Source organism: Nocardiopsis sp. B62, from assembly GCF_018070675.1.
GTDB lineage: Bacteria > Actinomycetota > Actinomycetes > Streptosporangiales > Streptosporangiaceae > Nocardiopsis > Nocardiopsis prasina.
Window position 1 is genome coordinate 79,247 of record NZ_JAGPXK010000006.1, and the last position, 20,212, is coordinate 99,458.

Here is a 20,212-nt window from a genome sequence, read left to right on the forward strand (position 1 = left end):
TCGTCAGCTTCCGACCTTGGCCAGGCTGTCGCGGACCGCCGCGACGACCGCCTCGGAGGTGATGCCGAACTTCTCGTAGAGCGTCTCGTAGGGGGCGGAGGCGCCGAAGTGCTCGAGGCTCACCGAGACGCCGGCGTCGCCGACGTAGGAGCGCCAACCCATGGCGATCCCGGCCTCGACGGAGGCGCGGGCGCGCACGGAGGACGGTAGGACCTGCTCGCGGTACTCCGGGCTCTGGGCCTCGAACCACTCCACACACGGCATGGAGACCACGCGGGTCGGCGTACCGGCCGCCTCCAGCTCGGTGCGGGCGGCCAGGGCCAGCTGCACCTCGCTGCCGGTGGCGATGATGATCGCCTCGGGGCTGCCGCCGGAGGCCTCGGCCAGGACGTAGCCGCCCTGGGCGGCGCCCTCGGCCGAGGCGTACTCGTCCCGGTCAAGGGTGGGCACGTTCTGGCGGGTGAGGGCCAGGGCGCAGGGGCCGTCGGGGTTGGCCATGACCTCGCGCCAGACCACGACGGTCTCGTTGGCGTCGGCCGGGCGGATCACGTTCAGGCCCGGGATGGCGCGCAGCGCCCACAGGTGCTCGATCGGCTGGTGGGTGGGGCCGTCCTCGCCCAGACCGATGGAGTCGTGCGTCCACACGTAGGTGACCGGCAGCTTCATCAGCGCGGCCAGGCGCACGGCCGGACGCATGTAGTCGCTGAACACCAGGAACGTGCCGCCGTAGGGGCGGGTGGGGCCGTGCAGGGCGATGCCGTTGAGGATCGAGCCCATGCCGTGCTCGCGGATACCGAAGTGCAGCACGCGCCCGTACGGGTTGCCCGGGAACATGCTGCTGGCCCGGTCGAAGGGCAGGAAGGACGGCTCGCCCTTGGGCGTGGTGTTGTTGGACCCGGCGAGGTCGGCGGAGCCGCCCCACAGCTCGGGCAGCACCGGGGCGATGGCGTTGAGCACCTCACCGCTGGCCTTGCGGGTGGCCACGCCCTTCTCGCTGGCCTCGAACGAGGGCAGGGAGTCCTCCCAGCCTTCGGGCAGCTTGCCGGACTGGAGGCGGTCGAAAAGCTCGGCGTGCTCACCGGCGCCGCGGTGCCAGGCGGCCAGGGCCTCGTCCCACGCGGTGTGCGCCTCGCGGCCTCGGACCAGGGCCTCACGGGTGTGCTCGATCACGGAGTCCTCGACCGCGAACGGGGCGTCGGGCAGGCCGAGGATCTCCTTGGTGGCGGAGATCTCGTCGGCGCCGATCGCCGCGCCGTGGATGGCGCCCGTGTTCTGCTTGTTGGGAGCGGGCCAGCCGATGACGGTGCGCAGGCGGATGAAGGTGGGACGCTCGGTCTCGGCCTTGCCGCGCAGGATCGCCTGGTAGAGGGCGTCGATGTCCTCGACGTACTCGCCGGTCGCGGTCCAGTCGACCTCCTCCACGTGCCAGCCGTAGGCGGCGTAGCGGGACACGACGTCCTCGCTGTGCGCGATGCGGGTGTCGTCCTCGATCGAGATCTGGTTGTCGTCCCAGATCATGACGAGGTTGCCCAGGTTCTGCGTCCCGGCCAGGGCGCTGGCCTCGTGGCTCACGCCCTCCTGGACGTCGCCGTCGGAGCAGAACGCGTAGACGTGGTGGTCGAAGGGGCTGGCGCCCGGACCGGCCTCGGGGTTGAACAGGCCGCGCTCGCGGCGGGCCGCCATGGCCATGCCGACGGCGTTGCCGACACCCTGGCCGAGGGGGCCGGTGGTGGTCTCCACACCGGCGGTGTGACCGACCTCGGGGTGGCCCGGGGTCAGGCTGTCCCACTGGCGCAGGTTCCGCAGGTCGTCGAGGGTGAGGCCGTACCCGGCGAGGTAGAGCTGGATGTACAGGGTGAGGCTGGAGTGACCGATTGACAGCACGAAGCGGTCCCGGCCCACCCACTCGGGCGCTGCGGGGTCGTGCCGCATCACCTTCTGGAAGAGGAGGTAGGCGGCGGGCGCGAGGCTCATCGCGGTGCCGGGGTGACCGTTACCCGACTTCTCTACCGCGTCCATGGCCAGCGCCCGAACCGTGTTGACGGCGCGGAGGTCGAGGTCCGACCACTCCAGGTTCTTCGGGGTGTGGGCGTTCACGGACTTGTCTGCTCCTTCTCGGCACCCGTGCACCCGGTTCCGGGGCGGGTGTGGGTTGTGTGCGTGCTGTAGGCCGGGCACCCCGTCGGCGGCCCACCGGGTCGGCGGATCGCGGGGGAGGGCGGGATCGGCTTCGACGGCTCGCGCGGCGTGGCCCCGTGGCGTGGGGCTCGGGCCGTGGAGTCGGCGCGACAGCGTCTGGGTCACGGTGTCCGGAGCTCGGTCCCCGTGGTGACGGGGTCGAGAACAGGGCCGTATGTGAGCCTATCGTCCGTGGCCGTGGATGTCGTTTCCCGACACCTTTGGTTACTGGCTGGTAGGGGCCCGTGGGCGCCGCCTCGCGTCCGCCCGCAGGTGCCGTGAGGTGCGGCCGTGCGGCCGCTCGGGGCGCGTGGCACGTTGGAAGCTCCAAGGGGCCTGTGCGACCCTTCTGTACACCCAAGCGGAGGTCCGGTGCCCGGAGCGATCGGTCGCCAGGGCCGGAGGTCATCCGTACGGAGGGGGCTGGTCACCGATCCGGACAGGTAAGTACTACACTTTGTCGTTGACGGGGTTTTCGCTGATCCTGCCGCTTTGTCGGTCCGATCCACCCCGCGTGGCGAGCAGTGTCGATTCCCTAAGAGTTGTCGAGGTATCCGCGTGTCTGAAACCGAGCCGGCCCCCCAGGGGACACGAGTGCCTCCGGGCGTGAGGGCGCCGATCTGATGGCCCTCACCAACCGCGCACCCCACACCGGTGAGTCCGACATCGAGGCGTCCGACCCCGAGGCCCCCCGCAAGGCCTCCTTCGGCGACCACGCCCGTGCCTACGTCGCCCTCTCCAAGCCCCGCGTCATCGAGCTCCTCCTCATCACCACCATCCCGGTGATGTTCGTCGCCGCCGGGGGCGTGCCCCCGCTGTGGACCGCCGTCGCCACCCTGGTGTTCGGCACCATGTCCGCCGCCAGCGCGAACGCGATGAACTGCTACATCGACCGCGACATCGACCGTGAGATGCGTCGCACCCGACAGCGTCCCGGCGCGATGGACCTGGTCACACCGCGCGGAGCCCTCACCTACGGGCTGATCCTGGCGATCGGCTCCACCGTCGGCTTCCTCGTTCTCGTGAACGTGCTCTCGGCCGTGCTGTCGGTCTTCGCGATCGCCTTCTACATCTTCGTCTACACGATGCTGCTCAAGCGGCGCACCGCGCAGAACGTCGTGTGGGGCGGCATCGCGGGCTGCATGCCGGTGCTGATCGGCTGGGCCGCCGTCACCAACAGCCTGGACTGGGCGCCGTTCGTGCTCTTCCTGGTGGTGTTCTTCTGGACGCCGCCGCACACCTGGACGCTGGCCATGCGCTACCGCGAGGACTACGCGGCAGCCCAGGTCCCCATGCTGCCCGTGGTCGCCAGCGACCGCCGTGTGCTGCTGGAGTCGGTGCTCTACACCTGGGCGACCGTGATCGTTTCCCTGATCTTCTGGCCGGTCGCCGGGACCACCTGGTTCTACGGCGTGGTCGCCCTGGTGCTGGGCGCTCTGCTGGTCGTGCAGGCCCACCGCCTGCTCAGCCGCTCCAAGGCGGGCGTGACCGGCGCCCAGCTCAAGACGATGAACTTCTTCCACCTCACCAACGCCTACCTGGCGCTGCTGTTCGTGGCGGTCACCGTCGACCCGCTCATCGCGCGCTTCCTCTCCTAGACACCGGCCCCGCTGGCACGTTGGCCGCGGGGTTCTTCACGACGGCGTTCCTCCCACGGGGGAACGCCGTTCGTGTGGGTGGGCGCACCTTCCCGTCACGGGTGGGCGCTCCAGCTTCCCGATGGCAACGACCACCCCTCGCTCCCGCTTCCTCGAAGCGGCCACCAAGCGGCTCTGCGAAGTGGACACCAACCTGGCCGTCCCGCCACCCCTGGCCTCGGCTCTGGCGATGGCCGACACCCGTGCCCGCGCCGCCGTGGAGAGCCTCCTGCCCCACGCCCTCCACTCGCACACCAGCCCCACCACCCAGATCACCGACACCTGTGCGGACCTCCCCGCCTCAGCCGACTCCGGAACCTCCGCCGCAGGGGTTCCCGGAGATTCCAGTTTCCCCGGTCGGAAGCGGGCCGGACGGGTTGTCCACAGGGTCGATTTCGGAGGGATCCGCGCCACGAGGCGCTCCACTCCCACCAACCCCGGCAACCACCACCCGGTCCAAGGCCCGCGACTGGTGGGCCCGCCGAGAGCCCCGCTCCGTCCCGCCGACGGCCACAGCGGTACCGAGGCTCGGAGGGCCGCGCCCACCCACCCCACGGCCGTGCGCGACCAGCTCGACACCTTCGCCCGGGGCTGACGCCCTGTGAGGGTCACCGGAGGACGGGGTCTCAGCTCCGGCTGACGCCCCGCCCCCCGTTGCGGCGCCACACCAGGACCGCGGACCACACGACGGTGGCCACGAGTACCAGGGCCAGTGGCACGTGCGCCTGGAGCGGCCCGTAGGTGCCCAGGGCGGCCTGCGGGAAGCCCAGCACGAACGCCAGCAGACTCACCAGCGCCACCAGCCGGTCATGCGCGGGACCGGCCGACGATCCCGCGCGCCACACCAGGACGGCGGCCAGCAACTGCACGCCGCTGGCCACGTGCACCGCGAAGGCGCCGCCCCAGTGCAGAGGCAGGGCGGCCATGTTGAACGTGATCAACTGTCCCGCCGTGAGGAACTCCCACAGGAGAGCGGCCAGGCTGGCGCCCACCGCGACACGAAGGAGCAGGAGCCAGGGTGGGTTTCCCCCGCGCTCGGTGGTGGTGTTCGGGTCCATGCCGTGGCCTCATCTTCCGTGTTGACGATCGCTCCGATCCTCTCGTACCCAACCGCAGCCGGGCACGAGATCGCGGGCGTGGCGCGGGTCGTGGCCCCCGCCCTCCGGGGACCGGCGCCGAGGCGGAGCCGACCCCGCCGAACGCCCGCTGACCCGCTACGATCTGTGCCCATGCCCCGACTCGACAGCAGGGCGATCCTGCAAGGACGCCGCTCCCGGTACTCGATGACCCTCATCCTGGGCACCACCGTCAGCGTGGTGTGCATGATCGGCATGCTCACGTACCTGTGGTTGCTGGCGATGGCCGGGGGAGCGGCGGCGGGGATCGACGGCGCCACGGGGTTCCTCGTCAGCCTGGTCGCGGCGATCATCCCGGTGACCATCCTCGTGCCGCTCATCCTCATGCTCGACCGGCTCGAACCCGAACCCGGCTGGGTGCTCTTCTTCGCGTTCGCGTGGGGAGCCGGGGTCGCGGTCGTGGCGTCGTTCCTGCTCAACAGCTGGGGGTTGACCTACCTCACCCAGCCGGTGTTCGGCGACGGCGTGGCGGAGTTCCTGAGCACGTCACTGGTCGCGCCGGTGGTGGAGGAGAGCGCCAAGGGCATGGTCCTGCTCATCCTGTTGTGGCGGCGCCGCAACGAGATCGACACCTTCACCGACGGTGTGGTCTACGCCGGGATGGTGGCCACGGGGTTCGCCTTCACCGAGAACATCCTCTACTTCCTCAGCGCCTTCTTCGACGGCACCCTCGTCGCCACCTTCGCCATCCGGGGCCTCATCGCTCCGTTCGGTCACCCCGTCTACACCGCGATGATCGGGTTGGGCGTGGCCTACGCGGCGATGCGCACCGGCCGGTTGCGGTTCCTGGCGCCGATCGGGGGATGGGTGGCGGCCGTGCTGCTGCACGGCATGTGGAACGGTTCGACCTACTTCGGCTGGACCGGCCTGGGCGTGGCCTACCTGGTGCTCTTCGTGTTCCTGCTCGGCATCCTCGCGATCGCCGCCCACGATCGGCGCGGCCAGGTGGCGGCGATCGACCGCTACCTGCCGCCCTACATCTCCACGGGGCTGGTCACCCCGGCCGACATCACGATGCTCAGCTCGATGACGGGCAGGCGTCGCGCGCGAGAGTGGGCCACCCGCAACGCGGGGGCCCGGGGCCGCTCGGCGATGAAGGACTACCAGCTGGCCGCCACCGAGCTCGCCCTGCTGCACCAGAAGCTCGACGCGGGCCTGCCCCGGGACGACTGGAAGGTCAACCGGGACTCGTTCCTGGCGTTGATGCACGTGGCCCGCGACACGTTCCTGGGGCGCGTCCCCCAGCCGGTGACGCCCGGCTGGGCGGAGAACCCCACGGACTCCGGCTTCCTGCGCCGGGCCGACTTCGCGCACGTCATTGCCCAGGCCCGGGCCGAACAGCCTACTGTCCAGCAGCCGCCGAGCCAGCAGAACTACGTTCCCCGGCACGGTCAGCCTCCCCGCTGACCTCCTCTTCCGGAGGGACCAGGCGGGTGGTGGCGAAGTACAGGCGGGAGATCGCGACCCAGGTGAGCGCGGAGCCCAGCACATGCAGGACCACCAGGGCCTCGGGCAGCTCCAGGGAGTACTGGACGTAACCCAGGACTCCCTGGAGCACCACGATCACCAGCAGACTCACGCTGCTCGTCCGCGCGATGCGGGAGGCACCGCCGCGGAAGGCGATCGCGGTGGCCAGGATGCTTCCCAACAGGGCGAGCCAGCCCAGGGCCGAGTGCACCCGGGTGACGGTGGGCAGGTCCAGTTCCCAGCGCGGGGCTGCGGCGTCGCCGCCGTGCGGACCGGTGCCGGTGACCACGGTTCCGGCGATCAACAGCAGGAAACCGACCACCACCAGGCCGATGCTCACCGCGTGCAGCATCGGTCCCACGGCCAGCTGGGGCCTGCCCTCGGGTTCCTGGCAGCGCACGTAGAGCGCCACCGTGACGAAGACCATCACCATGGACAGCAGGAAGTGGGTGGCCACCGAGGCCGGGTGCAGGTCGGTCCAGACGGTGATGCCGCCGACCACGCCCTGTCCCAGGACACCGAACGGGATGATCGCGGCCAGCAGGACGAGGTCGCGGCGGCGCGGGGTCATGCGCAGCACCGCGATGAGGGTGATCACGGCGACCGCGAGCACCACGAAGGTCAGGGTCCGGTTGCCGAACTCGATGGCCGCGTTGAGGGCGGCGTGACCGGTGTCGATCGGCACGAAGCTCTCTGGCGTGCACCGGGGCCACTCGGAACATCCCAGGCCCGAGGACGTGACCCGCACGGTCGCGCCGGTGACGGCGATCCCGGCGTTGACGGCGATGTTGCCCAGCGCCCAGGCCCGCAGCGACTTCTGGGTGGGGTTCCAGATGGTCCGGGCCAGGAGGATCAGCGCCAGGACGCCCGCGGCGGCCACGGCGATCTGCCAGCCCCAGAGGGGGAATCCGAGCAGGATGATGTCGTCCATCGCGTCCGCCGCGAGCGGGGTGATCGTGTTGAGGGCCGTCGTCGCGGAGGCCGGGGATGCAAACATACGACAGACTGTAGTACATCCTTGCGAGGGAACGAATGCGCCCTCCACTTGTGCGTTGGCCTGCGCAAACCCGGTGCGCCGAAACCGTATTCCGGCGGTTCGTGTTCGAGTGCGTGTGCCACGCACCCGGGATCGAACGGGCGGTCGCGGAGCAGGACAGGCCGGGGAACCCTCCGGGCCCGCGAGGCCCACGGGTCACCGGCCGGGCGCCGAGCGGACCGGAACCGGCCCGGCCCACCGGCTCGTGTGGCCGGGGGCCTCAGGGAACGCGCAGCTCGTCGGCCCGGGCGCCGAGCAACGACCCGAACGCCTCCATGCCCTCCGGGGTCACCTCGACGGCGCGGGGTGTTCCCGTGCGAACGATCCATCCGCAGGTGAACGCGTGGGAGCAGAACGCGGCGCCCAGGGCCCCCGCGAGATGGGAGCGACGCTCCGTCCAGTCCAGGCAGGCTCGCACGGCCGGACGCCGGGTGCCCGGGGCGATCACCAGCCCCAGCTCCGTGCTCCAGCGCTCTCCGGCCGGGGTCAGCGCCAGGCCGCCGCGCTCGGTCAGCAGGCCGCGCTCGACCATCGCCTCGGTGACCAGTACGCCCAGCCGACCAGCCAGGTGGTCGTAGCAGGTCCGTGCGAGCGCCAGGCGCCGCTGGCGGGAACGCGCCCTCAGGGAGGGTGCGGGAGGAGCCGGTCGCGGCCCCAGCGCGGCCAGGCGTTCGACCAGTTCGGCGACCTCGGGAGAGGCCATACGCACGTAGCGATGGCGCCCCTGCCGCTCCTGTGCCAGGAGTCCGCCCTCCACGAGGGCGTTGAGGTGCTCGGTCGACGTGGAGGCCGCCACCCCGGCGTGGCGGGCCAGTTCCCCGGCGGTCCAGGCCCGCCCGTCCAGCAGGGCCAGACAGAACCCGGCCCGGGTCGGGTCGGCCAGCAGGCCCGCGACCTTCGCCAGTCCTGGGGCGACCCGCTCGGTTTCCATGGGTCCATTGTCCCCGCTGACACTTCGGTCGGCGCCGAAGTGTTCGGTTACTAGTGTCACGGCGCATGACCACTGACATCTTCGATAGCCCGTCGGACACCGCCTGGGCCCACCTGAGGATCGAACCCAGCATCCTCTACTTCGGTACTCCCGTGGCCCTCGTGTCCACCCTCAACGACGACGGGTCGCCCAACCTGGCCCCCGTCTCCTCCGTGTGGGCCCTGGGCATGCTGCTCGCCGTGGGCCTCGGCGCCACAGGGCAGACCGCCCGTAACCTCGGGGAGCGCCCGGAACTGGTCGTGAACCTGCCCTCCGCCGACCTGTGGGAGCACGTGGAACGGCTGGCGCCCCTGACCGGTCGGAGTCCCGTCCCTGAGGGGAAGCCACCGGGTTGCCGCTTCGAGGCGGACAAGTTCGGCGCGGCCGGGCTGACTCCCATGGGTGCGGACCTGGTCGGCCCGCCGCGTGTGGCGCAGTGCCCCCTTCAACTGGAGGCGAGGGTCCGCCACGTGCGCTCGGACGACTCCGGCGACCATGTCATCGTCGAGGCCGAGGTGGTCCGCGTCCACGCGGAGGAGGACATCGTGGTGCCCGGAACCCAGCACATCGATCCCGACCGCTGGAATCCGCTGGTCTACAACTTCCGGCACTACTTCGGTCTGGGAACCGAACTGGGACGCTCCCACCGCTCGCAGACCCCGCCACGGGAGCCGGTCGGCCGGGAGGTCCGTCCCTAGGGGCTGCTTCGTGGACGCTTTCGGCGGCGGTTGCGGAGCCGCCATCGACGCGAGCGGCCGTCCCTCCTGCTGCGCGCCGCTACGCACGGCGCGGGGCGCCGCAGCGGGGCCCACCCGGAGTTGGCTGTCCGCGCTTCGTCGGCTCGGTGAGAGGGAGCCTGGTGGCCGCGAGCGCGGAACATCCCGGGGCACCCCTCGGATCGGCCGTGCCCGCGCGACGGGCCGCGCGCACGCACGGGGGCCCCGGAGTACTCTCCGGGGCCCCCGCCGTCAGGATCGTGGGTCAGACCAGTCGATCCGCTACTTGTTGTTGCTGTTCTGCGCGATGCACTGGTTCAGCAGGTTCAGGTCGAGGTTCAGCAGACCGAGGGTCTGCTGCTCCTGGACGCACTGGTGGTAGACCGACGAAGACTCCGCGGAAGCGGCCCCGGCGCCCAGCCCGAGCAGGCTGGCGGAAAAGAAAGCGGTCAGGGCGAGCTTGGCGGCGATGCGCATGGGTTTCCCCTTTTAAGTGCGAGTGCTCAGGAATTGGGTCGGCTGTCCCGGAGGCCCGCCGTCCCAGAGGCAAGGGTTGCCGGTGCCGACTCGTCGGAAACACCGACGGAACGAGGTTTGCCTGATCAGTGGCGGTGATCTTCCGTCCAATGGACGAGGGCCTTCAGCCTTGGCCTCTAGTTGTCCCCACTCGTATCCGTGTTGGTGTGGTCACGCTCGGTGTGTTTTTGCTCATCGCGGTCGGCCGAGGTCCGGGTCGCGCCCGCGCTCGCGGCGATCACACAGCCCACCGCCAACCACTGCCACACGGTCAGCAACTCACCCAGCAGCACCAGCCCCACCATGGCGGCGGCCGCGGGCTGGAGGCTCATGAGCACTCCGAAGACCCTCGGCGGCATGCGTCGCAGCGCGTTCAGCTCCAGCGTGTAGGGCACCACGGAGGAGAGCACGCCCACGGCCAGGCCGAACAGGAGCAGACGCCAGTCGAGCAGGGCCGCGCCGCCCTCGGCGATCCCGGCCGGTGCCAGCACCAACACGCCCACCACACTGGCGATGGCCAGCCCCGACGCGCCGCTGAAACGCTGCCCCGTGGCGGCGCTCAGGAGGATGTAGCCCGCCCACGCGGTGGCGGCCAGCACGGCGAACAGCACGCCCACCGGATCGAGCTCACGGAACTCGATCCCCAGCGCGGCCACACCCAGCCCGGCCAGGCCCGCCCACAGCAGGTCCACCCGGCGGCGTGAGCCCAGGATGGCGATGGCCAGCGGACCGAGGTACTCGATGGTCACCGCGATGCCCAGCGGAATGCGCGCGAAGGCCTGGTAGATGAAGTAGTTCATCGAGGCCAGGGCCACGCCGTAGCCGATCACCACCATCCAGTCGGTGCGGCTGCGCGCCCTCAACGCGGGCCGGACCAGCAGGCCCAGGATCACGGCGGAGGTGAGCAGGCGCAGCCACACCACGGCGGCCGGAGGAAGGACCTCGAACAGGTTCTTGGCCACGCCCGCCCCGGTCTGCACCGAGACGATGCTGATCATGACCAGCCAGACCGGGGGCAGGGACCCCAGGGCGGCGCCGGGGGAGAGGGGGCTCGTCGAGCCGCTCCGAGAACTCATGTTGAGTCATCCTACGTTTTGCGTGACCCTCTCCGTCTCATGGGCCCCCTCGCTCCCGGGAACACCGGGGACGGTGGTCCCGAGCCCGGGCTGGGTCACCAGGGCCAGCAGGAGGAGCAGCCAGGCCACGATCACCGTGCCCGGTTGCAGCAACGTCATCACCAGCCCGACGACCGTGAGATCGCCCTCCCCGGTGACGATCTGGACCCCGATCCACAGGAAGGGAAGCGCGGCCGCCACCAGGTTCACCGCGAGCGCCGCCCAGACCATCCAGGCCCGCGCGGGCCGACGCCACACGAGGAGCGCTCCGCCCACCACGAGAAGGAAGAGGGGCGGCCCCAGGTAGCGGACCACGATGAACCAGGGGACTCCGATGGCTTCCATGGTCGGTCACCCTATCGAGGCGTTACACCATGAACCGGTAAGAAACGGGATGGATGCTCACAGGCGGCCCGAACGTGCGCCGGGGGTCCCAGTGGTGTGAAATGGTCCGAGCCCGTGGAGATCACGGGCGGCCCCGTTCCCGCAGGAGAGTTCCCCGCCATGTCCTCCCGACGCAGTGCCCAGCGAGTCGAAGACCAGGTGTCGTACGTACCCCGGTGGCCGATCGTCGCCGGTGCCTCGGCCCTGGTCCTGGCGGTCGCGCTCGGAGGCTACGTCGCGGGGATGTTCGTCGCCGAGAGCGACACACCCGAGGAGATGTCCGTGGTCTCCGGCATCCTCGTCGAACCCACGGGCGGCCCGGAGGAGGAGGCCGAACCCGAGGAGGATGAGGAAGAAGAGGAGGAGGTCACCCACCCGGCGGGCCTCGACCCCGAACTCGTCTACGCCCTCCAGAGCGTCCACGGGGACCGCGTCATGGACGTGGCGGGCGGCTCCAACGAGAACGGTGCCCCGGTACACCTGTGGGACCGCCACGACCAGGCCCACCAGCAGTGGCGGTTCGTGCACGTGGAGGACGACTTCTACGAGATCGTCGGCGTGGGCAGCGGCAAGCTGCTGGAGATCCCCACTGACGAGGCGGCCCAGCCGGGCTCGGCCCTGCTCTCGCGGACCGGAGGGGACAACCAGCAGTGGCGGGTGGTCGAGAGCGGTGACGGCGAGGTCCGCCTGCTCAACCGTGCCACCGGTCAGGCGCTGGAGGGCCAGGGTGGCGCACCCGACAACGGCACGCTGGTCGCCCAGGGCGAGGACGGTGGCCACCCCCACCAGAAGTGGCGCCTGCTCCCGGTCGAGGGCTGACCCGGATGACTCAGCGGGGGTTGACGACAGGCGTCCCCTGCTAGCCTCGTGCGCATGTTCTCCCCCCGTGCGTGATTCGACGCCCCGACCACGGCCCGGTCCCGTGGTCCCTCGGCGTCCACGCACGTTCGCGGCGCCCCCGCGCGCCGCCCGTCCCTGACGGAGAACACCCATGACCCCGCCCCACCGGGCGCCGACCTACCGTGCCGTCCTGCGCGTCACGGGGGTCCCCCGCTTCCTCGTTCCCGCCCTCCTGGGCCGTCTGTCCTACGGGCTGGTCTCGCTCGCCCTGGTCCTGTCCGTGGTCCACACCACCGGGTCCTACGCCGACGTCGGACTGACAGCCGGCCTGTTCGGACTCACCGCCACCGTCCTGTCGCCCCTGCGGGCCTCGCTCATCGACCGGCACGGGCCACTCCTCACCCTGCCCCCGATGGCCGGACTCCACGGGCTGGCCCTGCTGGGCCTGACCGCGGTCTCCTGGAACTCCGGCGGACACCTCGGTCTCCTGGCCGCCCTGACCTCGGTCGCGGGAGCCTGCGCCCCGCCGCTCGGCCCGGTCACCCGCACCCTGTGGAGCCACCTGGTCCCCGACAGGGGTCTGCTCCAGCGGGCCTACAGCCTCGACACCGTCGCCGAGGAGCTGATCTTCTTCACCGGACCGCTGCTCCTGGGAGCCCTGATGCTGGTCGGTCCGCCCTCGGCCGGGTTGGCGCTCGGGGCCTCCCTGATCGTGGTCGGGACCGCGGGCCTGCTGACCTCACCTGCCGCCCGCTCCCTGCACACCCGCCGTCCCGCGCCCACTGTCCGGCCCACGGCGCAGGAGTGGACCGAACCCGATCGAACAGCGCCGGACACTCGGCACCTCACCGCCCGCGGGGGTTTCCTCTCCGCCGTCGCGGTCTCGGCCGCTACGGGCCTGATCCTGGGCTCGGCCGCCCTGCTCAACGTCGCCTTCGCCGAACAGCGGGGGGCGGTCGGGGCGGTGGTCCTGGTGAAGTCCGCCCAGGCCGCGGGCAGCGCCCTGGGCGGACTGGCCTACGGGGCCCTGTCCTGGCGCGCGGGCGCCAGGACACGGCTGGCCCTGCTCGGCCTGGCCCTGGGCGGCGGTGTGGCCGCGGCCGCGCTGGTCCCGGGCGTCCCGGCACTGGCGGCGCTGCTGTTCGTGGTCGGTGTGTGCGGCGCGCCGATCATCACCACCGCCTACCTGCTCGCCGACGAGTCGGTGACGGCCGGGTACCGGACCCGCGCCGGAAACTGGGTGAACACCGCCCACAACGCGGGTTCGTCGGTGGGAGCGGCGAGCGTGGGCCTGTTCCTCACCGTCGCACCGCCCGGCGCGGGCTATCCGCTGGTCGGAGCGGTGCTCGTGGTGGTGTCGGGCGCCGTGCTGTTGGCCGCCGGGTTCACGGGCAGGACGCGGCTCAAGCGCCCAACAGAAGCGACCGCGTCGTCCGCCACGTCGTCTCGTCGGCGGCGGTGAGCAGGAGCCGCCCCTCCTCGTCGGGGCGGTAGGGGGTGCCCTCCGGTCGGAGACTCACCCCGCCCGCCTCGGTGAGCAGCAGGCCGCCGGGCGCGTGGTCCCAGGGCGTGGGATCGGCGAACAGCATGAAGTCCAGCTCGCCCGCCAGGAGCCGCGGGTAGTCCACTCCCACGCAACCGGAGCCGCCGTCGAGCAGAGCGAACCCCGGGACCGCGGCGTGCACGCGGTCGCGTTCCCGGGGAGACAGGAACCGGCGCTGGGTCATACCCCGCAGCTCGGCCGGGTCAGTGGGGGCCGGAGCGCGGTGCACCCGGACACCGTCGCGCCAGGTCCCCGAACCGAGTTCGGCCACGTGCACGGTGCCCTCGGTGGGTCTCAGGATCCAGGAGGCCACCGTCCGGCCCCCACGGACCAGTGCCGCCATGACGGCGAACCGGCGGTCACCGGCGGCGAAGTTGCGGGTGCCGTCCACGGGGTCGACCACCCAGGCGGTGGGCTCCCTGCCCAGGACACTGACGAGCCCGGGGTCGGCTGCCGTGGCCTCCTCACCCACCACCGGCGCGTCGAGCAGCTCACGGAGTCTGCGGCCGATCAGCTCCTCGGCCTCGCGGTCGGCCACGGTGACGATCTCACCGGGCGACTTCTCCGACACCTCGTCCTCGGACAGCGCACCGAAGCGCGGCAGGATCGTCGATTCGGCGGTCTCGCGGAGGATCGTGGTCACCGCGTCGATGTCGATGGTCATGACCGACACCCTAGGGCGCGGACCCTCAGTGACGGAGGCCGGACCGGAACGGCGGCGCTACTCCCAGCGGAACAGGCGGGAGGCCAGGAAACCGGCGACGGCCGTCCACACGACCAGCACCGCGAAGGCGCCCAGGCCGGGAAGGGACCCGTCGGTCAGCACGGCGCGCAGGCCCGAGCCGAGCGCGGTGATCGGCAGGACCGACACGGCCTGCTCCATCGGACCGGGGAAGCTGCTCGTGGGGAACAGGACCCCGCCCAGGCCCAGCATCAGCACGTACACCAGGTTGGCCCCGGCCAGGGTGGCCTCGGCGCGCAGCGTGCCCGCCATCAGCAGCGCCAGGGAACTGAACGCCGCCGTGGCCAGCAGGAGCAGCGCGAGCACGGCCAGCACACCCACTGGTTCCAGGGAGGGGGACCAGCCAAGGAACAGGGCCACCACGCACAACACGGTGATCTGGATGGCCTGCACACCCAGGACCGCCAGGGTCTTGGCCGCGAGCAGCCCGAAGCGGGACAGCGGTGTGGCGCCCAGGCGCTTGAGTACTCCGTAGCGCCGCTCGAACCCGGTCCCGATGGCCAGGCCGGTGAAGGAGGTGGACATGACCGCCAGGGCCAGGACCCCGGGGGTCAGCGCGTCCACGCGCGCGCCCTCGCCCACGTCGAGGACGTCGACCAGGCTGAACCCCACCAACAGCAGCACGGGGATGACCATCGTCAGCAGGAACTGCTCGCCGTGGCGCAGCATGACCCGCAGTTCCATCCCGGCCTGGGCCGCGACCATCCGCCACATCGGGGCGGCGCCGGGCGCCGGGGTGAACAGGCTCGCGTCGAGGGCGGGCTTCGGGGCGTCGGTGACGGCCGACGCGGCCGTCCCTGAGGTGTGCTCGGTCATCAGTCGCGCAGTTCCCGGCCTGTGGTTTCGAGGAAGACGTCTTCGAGGGTACGCCGCCGTACGCGCAGGTCCTCCGCCAGGACACCGGTCGAGGCGCACCAGGCGGTGACCGCGGCCAGGAACTCCGGGCCGAGGTCGTCGGGGTCGTCGGTGGCCACGGAGTACTCGTTCCGCCCCCCGGACTGGGTGGCGCTCACCCGGCCCCCGGCGGGCAGGGCCGCCTCCAGGGCCCCGGCGTCCACCGGTGAGGGGGTGGAGAAGCGGACCTCGCGCCGTCCCTGGGTGAGTTCGGCGGGGGTGCCCTCGGTCACCACCGCGCCCCGGTCGATGATCACCACGTGGTCGGCGAGCCGCTCGGCCTCCTCCATGTAGTGGGTGGTCAGGATCACGGCCACGCCAGCCTCGCGCAGTGCCGAGACCAGGTCCCAGGTGGCCATGCGCGCCTGCGGGTCCAGCCCGGCGGTGGGCTCGTCCAGGAAGACCAGTTCCGGGCGGCCGATCACCGCGCAGGCCAGCGAGAGTCGCTGCTGCTGGCCGCCGGACAGACGGCGGAAGGGGGTGCTGGAGACGGAGGTCAGACCCAGGCGCTCCAGGAGGAGGTCGGGGTCGATCGGTCTGGCGTGGAAGGAGGCCATGAGCCGCAGCCACTCGGCGGCACGGGCGCCGGTGGGCACCCCGCCGGACTGGGGCATCACGCCCACGCGGGGTTTGAGCTCGGTGGCGTCGGCGACGGGGTCGAGCCCCAGGACCCGCACCTTCCCGCCGTCCGCGTGGCGGAATCCCTCGCAGATCTCGATGGTGCTGGTCTTGCCCGCGCCGTTGGGGCCGAGCAGGGCGGTCACCGCGCCGCGGCGGGCGGTGAACGTGAGGCCGGTGACGGCCGTGGTGGCGCCGTAGCGCTTCACCAGGTCGACGACCTCGACGGCGGCTGTGTCCATGGGGCCTGAGTTTACGTGCGCCCGTGCTCCGCGCTTCACCACCCCGCCTTTCGGAGGGCTGGCCGCGTTCGGGCGCGGACCGAACGTCCCACTTCGGACAACCAGAACACGGCGGTGTTTTTGGTGCGGGTGGTGGAAGAATGGCGCATGGCCCCTGGTTGTGCCTGAGTGGCGTGGGCGCTGCCGGAGACCGGTCGGAGCTCGAACCGCGGCTCCCGCCAGGACTCGCCGACCTTCCGGCCACCCGGTTGGTCGGATGGTGATACCGCGATCTCACCCATTGGGAAATCGGATCGGCTTCGAAGCCTGTGAAAAGGGGGTCCGTGCGTCACTTCCGCGTGAACTCCCAGATTAGGCAAGCCTGACCTTCGTGATCAAGCGCATCGAGGCGGGTTTGCCTAGGTGGACTTATTTAGGCCACACTGATGTTGTCTAAAACCGAGAGCCGAACGACGAGCGGGAGGGGGACACTGTGTCGGACCTGTCCGGTACGCCCGGTGCGCCCCGACCTCTGAGCGGTCCCGATCACGGGACCCGTGCCCGCGTCGCCCGGCTCATCCTGGAAAAGGGTCCGATCACCGCCTCCGCACTGGGGGAACGGCTCGGACTCACCCCGGCGGCCATCCGCCGCCACCTCGACAACCTGACCGTCGAGGGCATGGTCGAGGCCCGCGACGCACGGCCCACGCACGGCCGACGCCGGCGGGGTCGTCCCGCCCGCGTCTTCGCCATCACCGAGGCCGGGCGTGACGCCTTCGTCCACGCCTATGACGATCTCGCCTCCAACGCCCTGCGCTTCCTGGCGCGGACCTCCGGTCCCGAGGCGGTCGGCGAGTTCGCCCGGAGTCAGGTCGCCGACCTGGAGCAGCGATACAAGCCCCTGCTGGACGCCGTACCCCAGGAACAGAGGGTCCGGCTGCTGGCGGAGGCGCTCTCCAACGACGGCTACGCCGCCACCTCGGGCCAGGCGCCCGCGCCGGGTGGCGGCGACCAACTGTGCCAACACCACTGCCCCGTCGCGCACGTGGCCGCCGAGTTCCCGCAGCTCTGTGAGGCCGAGATCGAGGCCTTCGCGCGGCTTCTGGGCACCCCGGTGCGCAGGTTGGCCACCATCGCCCACGGCGACGGTGTGTGCACCACGCACGTCACCCCACGGGGAGACGGGGCGAGCGGGGAGGACGGCACCCCCGCGTCCAAGAAGGCCATCCGCCAGCGGGCGGGCGGCTCAGTTCACCAGAAGGACGTCTGAGTCCAGGAGGAGTCCGCGCATGACTTCTGTCGCGCATCCCGAGCTCGAAGGGCTCGGAACATATGAGTACGGCTGGGCCGACTCCGACGTCGCCGGAGCCTCGGCCCGTCGTGGCCTGAACGAAGAGGTCGTCCGGGACATCTCGGACAAGAAGAGCGAGCCGGAGTGGATGACCAAGCTCCGCCTCAAGTCGCTGAAGCTCTTCGACAAGAAGCCCATGCCCGACTGGGGCGCGGACCTGTCCAAGATCGACTTCGACAACATCAAGTACTTCGTGCGGTCCACGGAGAAGCAGGCCACCTCCTGGGAGGACCTGCCCGAGGACATCAAGAACACGTACGACAGGCTGGGCATCCCCGAGGCGGAGAAGCAGCGCCTGGTCGCCGGTGTCGCCGCCCAGTACGAGTCCGAGGTCGTCTACCACCAGATCCGCGAGGACCTGGAGGAGCAGGGTGTCATCTTCCTGGACACCGACACCGCCCTCAAGGAGCACCCGGAGATCTTCGAGGAGTACTTCGGCTCCGTCATCCCGGCCGGTGACAACAAGTTCTCCGCGCTGAACACCGCCGTGTGGAGCGGCGGGTCGTTCATCTACGTGCCCAAGAACGTGCACGTGGAGATCCCGCTCCAGGCCTACTTCCGGATCAACACCGAGAACATGGGCCAGTTCGAGCGGACGCTGATCATCGTCGACGAGGGCGCCTACGTCCACTACGTCGAGGGCTGCACCGCGCCGATCTACAAGTCGGACTCGCTGCACTCCGCGGTCGTCGAGATCATCGTCAAGAAGAACGCCCGGTGCCGTTACACGACCATCCAGAACTGGTCGAACAACGTCTTCAACCTGGTCACCAAGCGCGCCATCGCCGAAGAGGGCGCGACCATGGAGTGGGTCGACGGCAACATCGGCTCCCAGGTCACCATGAAGTACCCGGCCGTCTACCTGATGGGCGAGCACGCCAAGGGTGAGACCCTCTCGATCGCCTTCGCGGGCGAGGGCCAGCACCAGGACACCGGCGCCAAGATGGTGCACTGCGCGCCCAACACGTCCTCGAAGGTCGTCTCCAAGTCGGTGGCGCGCGGCGGCGGCCGCTCCTCCTACCGCGGGCTGATCCAGGTCCAGGAGGGCGCCCACCTCGCCAAGTCCTCGGTGGAGTGTGACGCGCTGCTGATCGACACCATTAGCCGCTCCGACACCTACCCCTACAACGACCTGCGCGAGGACGACACCGAGCTCGCGCACGAGGCCACCGTCTCCAAGGTCAGCGAGGACCAGCTCTTCTACCTGATGAGTCGGGGGATGGGCGAGGAGGAGGCCATGGCCATGGTCGTCCGAGGTTTCGTGGAGCCCATCGCACGGGAGCTCCCGATGGAGTACGCACTGGAGCTCAACCGTCTGATCGAGCTCCAGATGGAAGGATCGGTGGGATAAGTTGACGACCGCGAACACAGAGCCCAAGGCGCACAGCCACGGGCTGGGGCAGATCCCTGTCTCCAAGCTCGACACGCACGGCTCCAAGGACGTGGACGCCTTCCCCGTTCCGAACGGGCGTGAGGAGGAGTGGCGGTTCACGCCGCTGCGCCGCCTCAAGGGTCTGCACGACTGGAAGGGTGTCGCCGACGGCACCGACGAGGTCTCCGTGGACGCCCCCGAGGGCGTCACCGTCGAGACGGTCGGCCGTGACGACGAGCGGCTGGGCAAGGCGGGCCTGCCCGTCAACCGCGTGATCGCGCAGGCCTACACGTCGTTCGAGAAGGCCACGGTCGTCACCGTGCCGCAGGCGCTGGCCGCCGACAAGGCGATCACCATCGACCGCAAGGGCCTGGGCGGCACCGCCTTCGAGCAGCTGCTCATCGACGTCAAGCCGCTGGCCGAGGCCACCGTGATCATCACGAACACCGGTACCGGTGTCCGCGCGGGCAGCCTCGACGTCCACGTCGGCGAGGGCGCCAAGCTCACGCTGATCTCCCTCCAGGAGTGGGACGACGACGCCGTCGAGGTCAGCCAGCACAACGCCCGGGTCGGCAAGGACGCCAGCCTCCGGTCGATCGTGATCACCCTCGGCGGTGACGTGGTCCGCCTGTCGCCGCGCGTGTCCTACGACGACCGGGGCGGCAACGCCGAGCTCTACGGGCTCTACTTCGCCGGTGACGGTCAGCACCACGAGCACCGCTCGCTGATCGACCACAACGTGTCCAACACCCGCTCGCGGGTGGACTACAAGGGCGCGCTGAACGGCAAGGACGCCCACGCGGTCTGGATCGGTGACGTGATCATCGGCGAGGGGACCACCGGTACGGACTCCTACGAGAACAACCGGAACCTCCAGCTCACCGACGACACCCGTGTGGACTCCGTGCCCAACCTGGAGATCTTCACCGGTGAGGTCGCGGGCGCCGGACACGCCAGCGCCAGCGGGCGGCTCGACGACATCCACCTCTTCTACCTGCGTTCTCGCGGTATCCCGGAGGAGGAGGCCCGTCGCCTCATCATCCGCGGCTACTTCCTGGACATCGTCAACCGCATCGACGACCAGGACCTGCGCGACCACGTCATGGAGAAGGTCGAGCGAAAGCTTTCCGCGCATGAGTGAGCAGGGCGGTTGGGTCAAGGTCGCCGAACTCGACGAGATCCCCGAGGAAGGTGTCCTGGGGATCGAGACCGACGACGAGACCCCCATCGCGCTGGTGCGCACCGAGGGCCAGCTCTACGCGCTGCGGGACGTGTGCTCGCACGCGGAGGTCCGCCTCTCGGAGGGCGAGGTCGAGGACGGCACCATCGAGTGCTGGCTCCACGGCTCGTGCTTCGACCTGCGCTCGGGGGCGCCGGTCAACCCGCCCGCGACCCAGCCGGTCCCCACCTACGACGTGAAGATCGACGGCGACGACGTGCTCGTGTCGCTGGATGACAAGAATTCCTGAGGCCTGA

At 70.6% G+C, this 20,212-nt stretch carries 20 protein-coding genes; 10 read left to right on the top strand and 10 right to left on the bottom strand.

Annotation, left to right across the window (positions count from 1 at the left end; all coding sequences use genetic code 11):
- Positions 1–3: 3 nt before the first annotated feature.
- The gene (tkt, locus tag KBX21_RS09090; protein ID WP_210841628.1) at positions 4–2,097 is read right to left on the bottom strand and encodes a transketolase; all 2,094 of its coding nucleotides are present in this window, start codon (positions 2,095–2,097) and stop codon (positions 4–6) included.
- A 704-nt stretch (positions 2,098–2,801) separates the two neighbouring features.
- Here tkt and KBX21_RS09095 point away from each other — a divergent pair.
- Together KBX21_RS09095 and KBX21_RS09100 are read left to right on the top strand one after the other, a co-directional pair.
- Entirely contained in the window at positions 2,802–3,776 is a 975-nt protein-coding gene (locus KBX21_RS09095; RefSeq protein ID WP_049568403.1) for a heme o synthase, read from the top strand.
- A 121-nt stretch (positions 3,777–3,897) separates the two neighbouring features.
- Positions 3,898–4,410, top strand: coding sequence for a hypothetical protein (locus tag KBX21_RS09100; protein ID WP_210841629.1), 513 nt, complete (start codon positions 3,898–3,900; stop codon positions 4,408–4,410).
- 31 nt (positions 4,411–4,441) lie between these two features.
- Here KBX21_RS09100 and KBX21_RS09105 read toward each other — a convergent pair whose 3' ends face one another.
- A complete protein-coding gene (locus tag KBX21_RS09105; RefSeq protein WP_049568399.1) occupies positions 4,442–4,873 on the bottom strand; it encodes a hypothetical protein in 432 nt (143 codons plus the stop codon).
- Positions 4,874–5,044: 171 nt separating this feature from the next.
- On the opposite strand from KBX21_RS09105, the gene KBX21_RS09110 reads away from it, so the two are divergent.
- The gene (locus tag KBX21_RS09110) at positions 5,045–6,358 is read left to right on the top strand and encodes a PrsW family intramembrane metalloprotease (protein WP_049568396.1); all 1,314 of its coding nucleotides are present in this window, start codon (positions 5,045–5,047) and stop codon (positions 6,356–6,358) included.
- Here the strand turns inward: KBX21_RS09110 and KBX21_RS09115 are convergent.
- Together KBX21_RS09115 and KBX21_RS09120 are read right to left on the bottom strand one after the other, a co-directional pair.
- A complete protein-coding gene (locus KBX21_RS09115; RefSeq protein WP_210841630.1) occupies positions 6,294–7,415 on the bottom strand; it encodes a heme A synthase in 1,122 nt (373 codons plus the stop codon). The two genes, KBX21_RS09110 and KBX21_RS09115, sit on opposite strands and share 65 nt — an antisense overlap.
- Positions 7,416–7,674: 259 nt before the next feature.
- Positions 7,675–8,385, bottom strand: a complete 711-nt coding sequence (locus KBX21_RS09120) for a helix-turn-helix transcriptional regulator (protein WP_210841631.1) — start codon at positions 8,383–8,385, stop codon at positions 7,675–7,677.
- Between the two features lie 65 nt (positions 8,386–8,450).
- On the opposite strand from KBX21_RS09120, the gene KBX21_RS09125 reads away from it, so the two are divergent.
- Positions 8,451–9,122, top strand: coding sequence for a flavin reductase family protein (locus KBX21_RS09125; protein WP_210841632.1), 672 nt, complete (start codon positions 8,451–8,453; stop codon positions 9,120–9,122).
- Between the two features lie 300 nt (positions 9,123–9,422).
- Here KBX21_RS09125 and KBX21_RS09130 read toward each other — a convergent pair whose 3' ends face one another.
- The 3 genes from KBX21_RS09130 to KBX21_RS09140 all read right to left on the bottom strand — a co-directional run bounded on the left by KBX21_RS09130 (position 9,423) and on the right by KBX21_RS09140 (position 11,116).
- Positions 9,423–9,617 carry a hypothetical protein gene (locus KBX21_RS09130; RefSeq protein ID WP_049568393.1) on the bottom strand — a complete coding sequence of 65 codons (195 nt, stop codon included), beginning with the start codon at positions 9,615–9,617 and terminating at the stop codon, positions 9,423–9,425.
- Between the two features lie 176 nt (positions 9,618–9,793).
- Positions 9,794–10,732 carry a DMT family transporter gene (locus KBX21_RS09135; protein ID WP_049568390.1) on the bottom strand — a complete coding sequence of 313 codons (939 nt, stop codon included), beginning with the start codon at positions 10,730–10,732 and terminating at the stop codon, positions 9,794–9,796.
- 6 nt (positions 10,733–10,738) lie between these two features.
- Positions 10,739–11,116 carry a hypothetical protein gene (locus KBX21_RS09140; RefSeq protein ID WP_210841633.1) on the bottom strand — a complete coding sequence of 126 codons (378 nt, stop codon included), beginning with the start codon at positions 11,114–11,116 and terminating at the stop codon, positions 10,739–10,741.
- 159 nt (positions 11,117–11,275) lie between these two features.
- Between KBX21_RS09140 and KBX21_RS09145 the strand changes: the two genes are divergently transcribed.
- Positions 11,276–11,974, top strand: a complete 699-nt coding sequence (locus tag KBX21_RS09145; RefSeq protein ID WP_210841634.1) for an RICIN domain-containing protein — start codon at positions 11,276–11,278, stop codon at positions 11,972–11,974.
- A 172-nt stretch (positions 11,975–12,146) separates the two neighbouring features.
- Positions 12,147–13,457, top strand: a complete 1,311-nt coding sequence (locus KBX21_RS09150; RefSeq protein ID WP_210841635.1) for an MFS transporter — start codon at positions 12,147–12,149, stop codon at positions 13,455–13,457.
- Here KBX21_RS09150 and KBX21_RS09155 read toward each other — a convergent pair.
- Genes KBX21_RS09155 through KBX21_RS09165 form a run of 3 tightly spaced genes read right to left on the bottom strand, consistent with a single transcriptional unit; the run spans position 13,399 to position 16,034 of the window.
- Complete coding sequence (locus KBX21_RS09155; RefSeq protein ID WP_210841636.1) at positions 13,399–14,202, bottom strand: inositol monophosphatase family protein; 804 nt, start codon at positions 14,200–14,202, stop codon at positions 13,399–13,401. The genes KBX21_RS09150 and KBX21_RS09155 overlap by 59 nt on opposite strands.
- A 57-nt stretch (positions 14,203–14,259) precedes the next feature.
- Positions 14,260–15,096 carry an ABC transporter permease gene (locus KBX21_RS09160; RefSeq protein ID WP_049568376.1) on the bottom strand — a complete coding sequence of 279 codons (837 nt, stop codon included), beginning with the start codon at positions 15,094–15,096 and terminating at the stop codon, positions 14,260–14,262.
- Entirely contained in the window at positions 15,096–16,034 is a 939-nt protein-coding gene (locus KBX21_RS09165) for an ABC transporter ATP-binding protein (protein WP_049568373.1), read from the bottom strand. Before KBX21_RS09165 ends, KBX21_RS09160 begins: the two co-directional genes overlap by 1 nt.
- A 472-nt stretch (positions 16,035–16,506) precedes the next feature.
- Between KBX21_RS09165 and KBX21_RS09170 the strand changes: the two genes are divergently transcribed.
- Genes KBX21_RS09170 through KBX21_RS09185 form a run of 4 tightly spaced genes read left to right on the top strand, consistent with a single transcriptional unit; the run spans position 16,507 to position 20,205 of the window.
- Positions 16,507–17,283 (top strand): metalloregulator ArsR/SmtB family transcription factor, encoded by a 777-nt coding sequence (locus KBX21_RS09170; protein WP_017545107.1) that lies wholly within the window; start codon positions 16,507–16,509, stop codon positions 17,281–17,283.
- Between the two features lie 19 nt (positions 17,284–17,302).
- A complete protein-coding gene (gene sufB / locus KBX21_RS09175) occupies positions 17,303–18,715 on the top strand; it encodes a Fe-S cluster assembly protein SufB (protein WP_049568370.1) in 1,413 nt (470 codons plus the stop codon).
- Position 18,716: 1 nt separating this feature from the next.
- Positions 18,717–19,877, top strand: coding sequence for a Fe-S cluster assembly protein SufD (gene sufD, locus KBX21_RS09180; RefSeq protein ID WP_049568367.1), 1,161 nt, complete (start codon positions 18,717–18,719; stop codon positions 19,875–19,877).
- Positions 19,870–20,205, top strand: coding sequence for a non-heme iron oxygenase ferredoxin subunit (locus KBX21_RS09185; RefSeq protein WP_049568364.1), 336 nt, complete (start codon positions 19,870–19,872; stop codon positions 20,203–20,205). Before sufD ends, KBX21_RS09185 begins: the two co-directional genes overlap by 8 nt.
- Positions 20,206–20,212 lie beyond the last annotated feature (7 nt).

Bases quoted from the DNA above. Each gene is read 5' to 3' on its own strand.
- KBX21_RS09150 (WP_210841635.1), top strand. From the start codon at position 12,147: ATGACCCCGCCCCACCGGGCGCCGACCTACCGTGCCGTCCTGCGCGTC.
- KBX21_RS09095 (WP_049568403.1), top strand. From the start codon at position 2,802: ATGGCCCTCACCAACCGCGCACCCCACACCGGTGAGTCCGACATCGAG.
- KBX21_RS09120 (WP_210841631.1), bottom strand. From the start codon at position 8,385: ATGGAAACCGAGCGGGTCGCCCCAGGACTGGCGAAGGTCGCGGGCCTG.
- KBX21_RS09185 (WP_049568364.1), top strand. From the start codon at position 19,870: ATGAGTGAGCAGGGCGGTTGGGTCAAGGTCGCCGAACTCGACGAGATC.
- KBX21_RS09145 (WP_210841634.1), top strand. From the start codon at position 11,276: ATGTCCTCCCGACGCAGTGCCCAGCGAGTCGAAGACCAGGTGTCGTAC.
- KBX21_RS09160 (WP_049568376.1), bottom strand. From the start codon at position 15,096: ATGACCGAGCACACCTCAGGGACGGCCGCGTCGGCCGTCACCGACGCC.
- KBX21_RS09135 (WP_049568390.1), bottom strand. From the start codon at position 10,732: ATGAGTTCTCGGAGCGGCTCGACGAGCCCCCTCTCCCCCGGCGCCGCC.
- sufB (WP_049568370.1), top strand. From the start codon at position 17,303: ATGACTTCTGTCGCGCATCCCGAGCTCGAAGGGCTCGGAACATATGAG.
- KBX21_RS09110 (WP_049568396.1), top strand. From the start codon at position 5,045: ATGCCCCGACTCGACAGCAGGGCGATCCTGCAAGGACGCCGCTCCCGG.
- KBX21_RS09125 (WP_210841632.1), top strand. From the start codon at position 8,451: ATGACCACTGACATCTTCGATAGCCCGTCGGACACCGCCTGGGCCCAC.
- KBX21_RS09100 (WP_210841629.1), top strand. From the start codon at position 3,898: ATGGCAACGACCACCCCTCGCTCCCGCTTCCTCGAAGCGGCCACCAAG.
- KBX21_RS09130 (WP_049568393.1), bottom strand. From the start codon at position 9,617: ATGCGCATCGCCGCCAAGCTCGCCCTGACCGCTTTCTTTTCCGCCAGC.
- KBX21_RS09165 (WP_049568373.1), bottom strand. From the start codon at position 16,034: ATGGACACAGCCGCCGTCGAGGTCGTCGACCTGGTGAAGCGCTACGGC.
- KBX21_RS09105 (WP_049568399.1), bottom strand. From the start codon at position 4,873: ATGGACCCGAACACCACCACCGAGCGCGGGGGAAACCCACCCTGGCTC.
- KBX21_RS09140 (WP_210841633.1), bottom strand. From the start codon at position 11,116: ATGGAAGCCATCGGAGTCCCCTGGTTCATCGTGGTCCGCTACCTGGGG.
- KBX21_RS09155 (WP_210841636.1), bottom strand. From the start codon at position 14,202: ATGACCATCGACATCGACGCGGTGACCACGATCCTCCGCGAGACCGCC.
- KBX21_RS09115 (WP_210841630.1), bottom strand. From the start codon at position 7,415: ATGTTTGCATCCCCGGCCTCCGCGACGACGGCCCTCAACACGATCACC.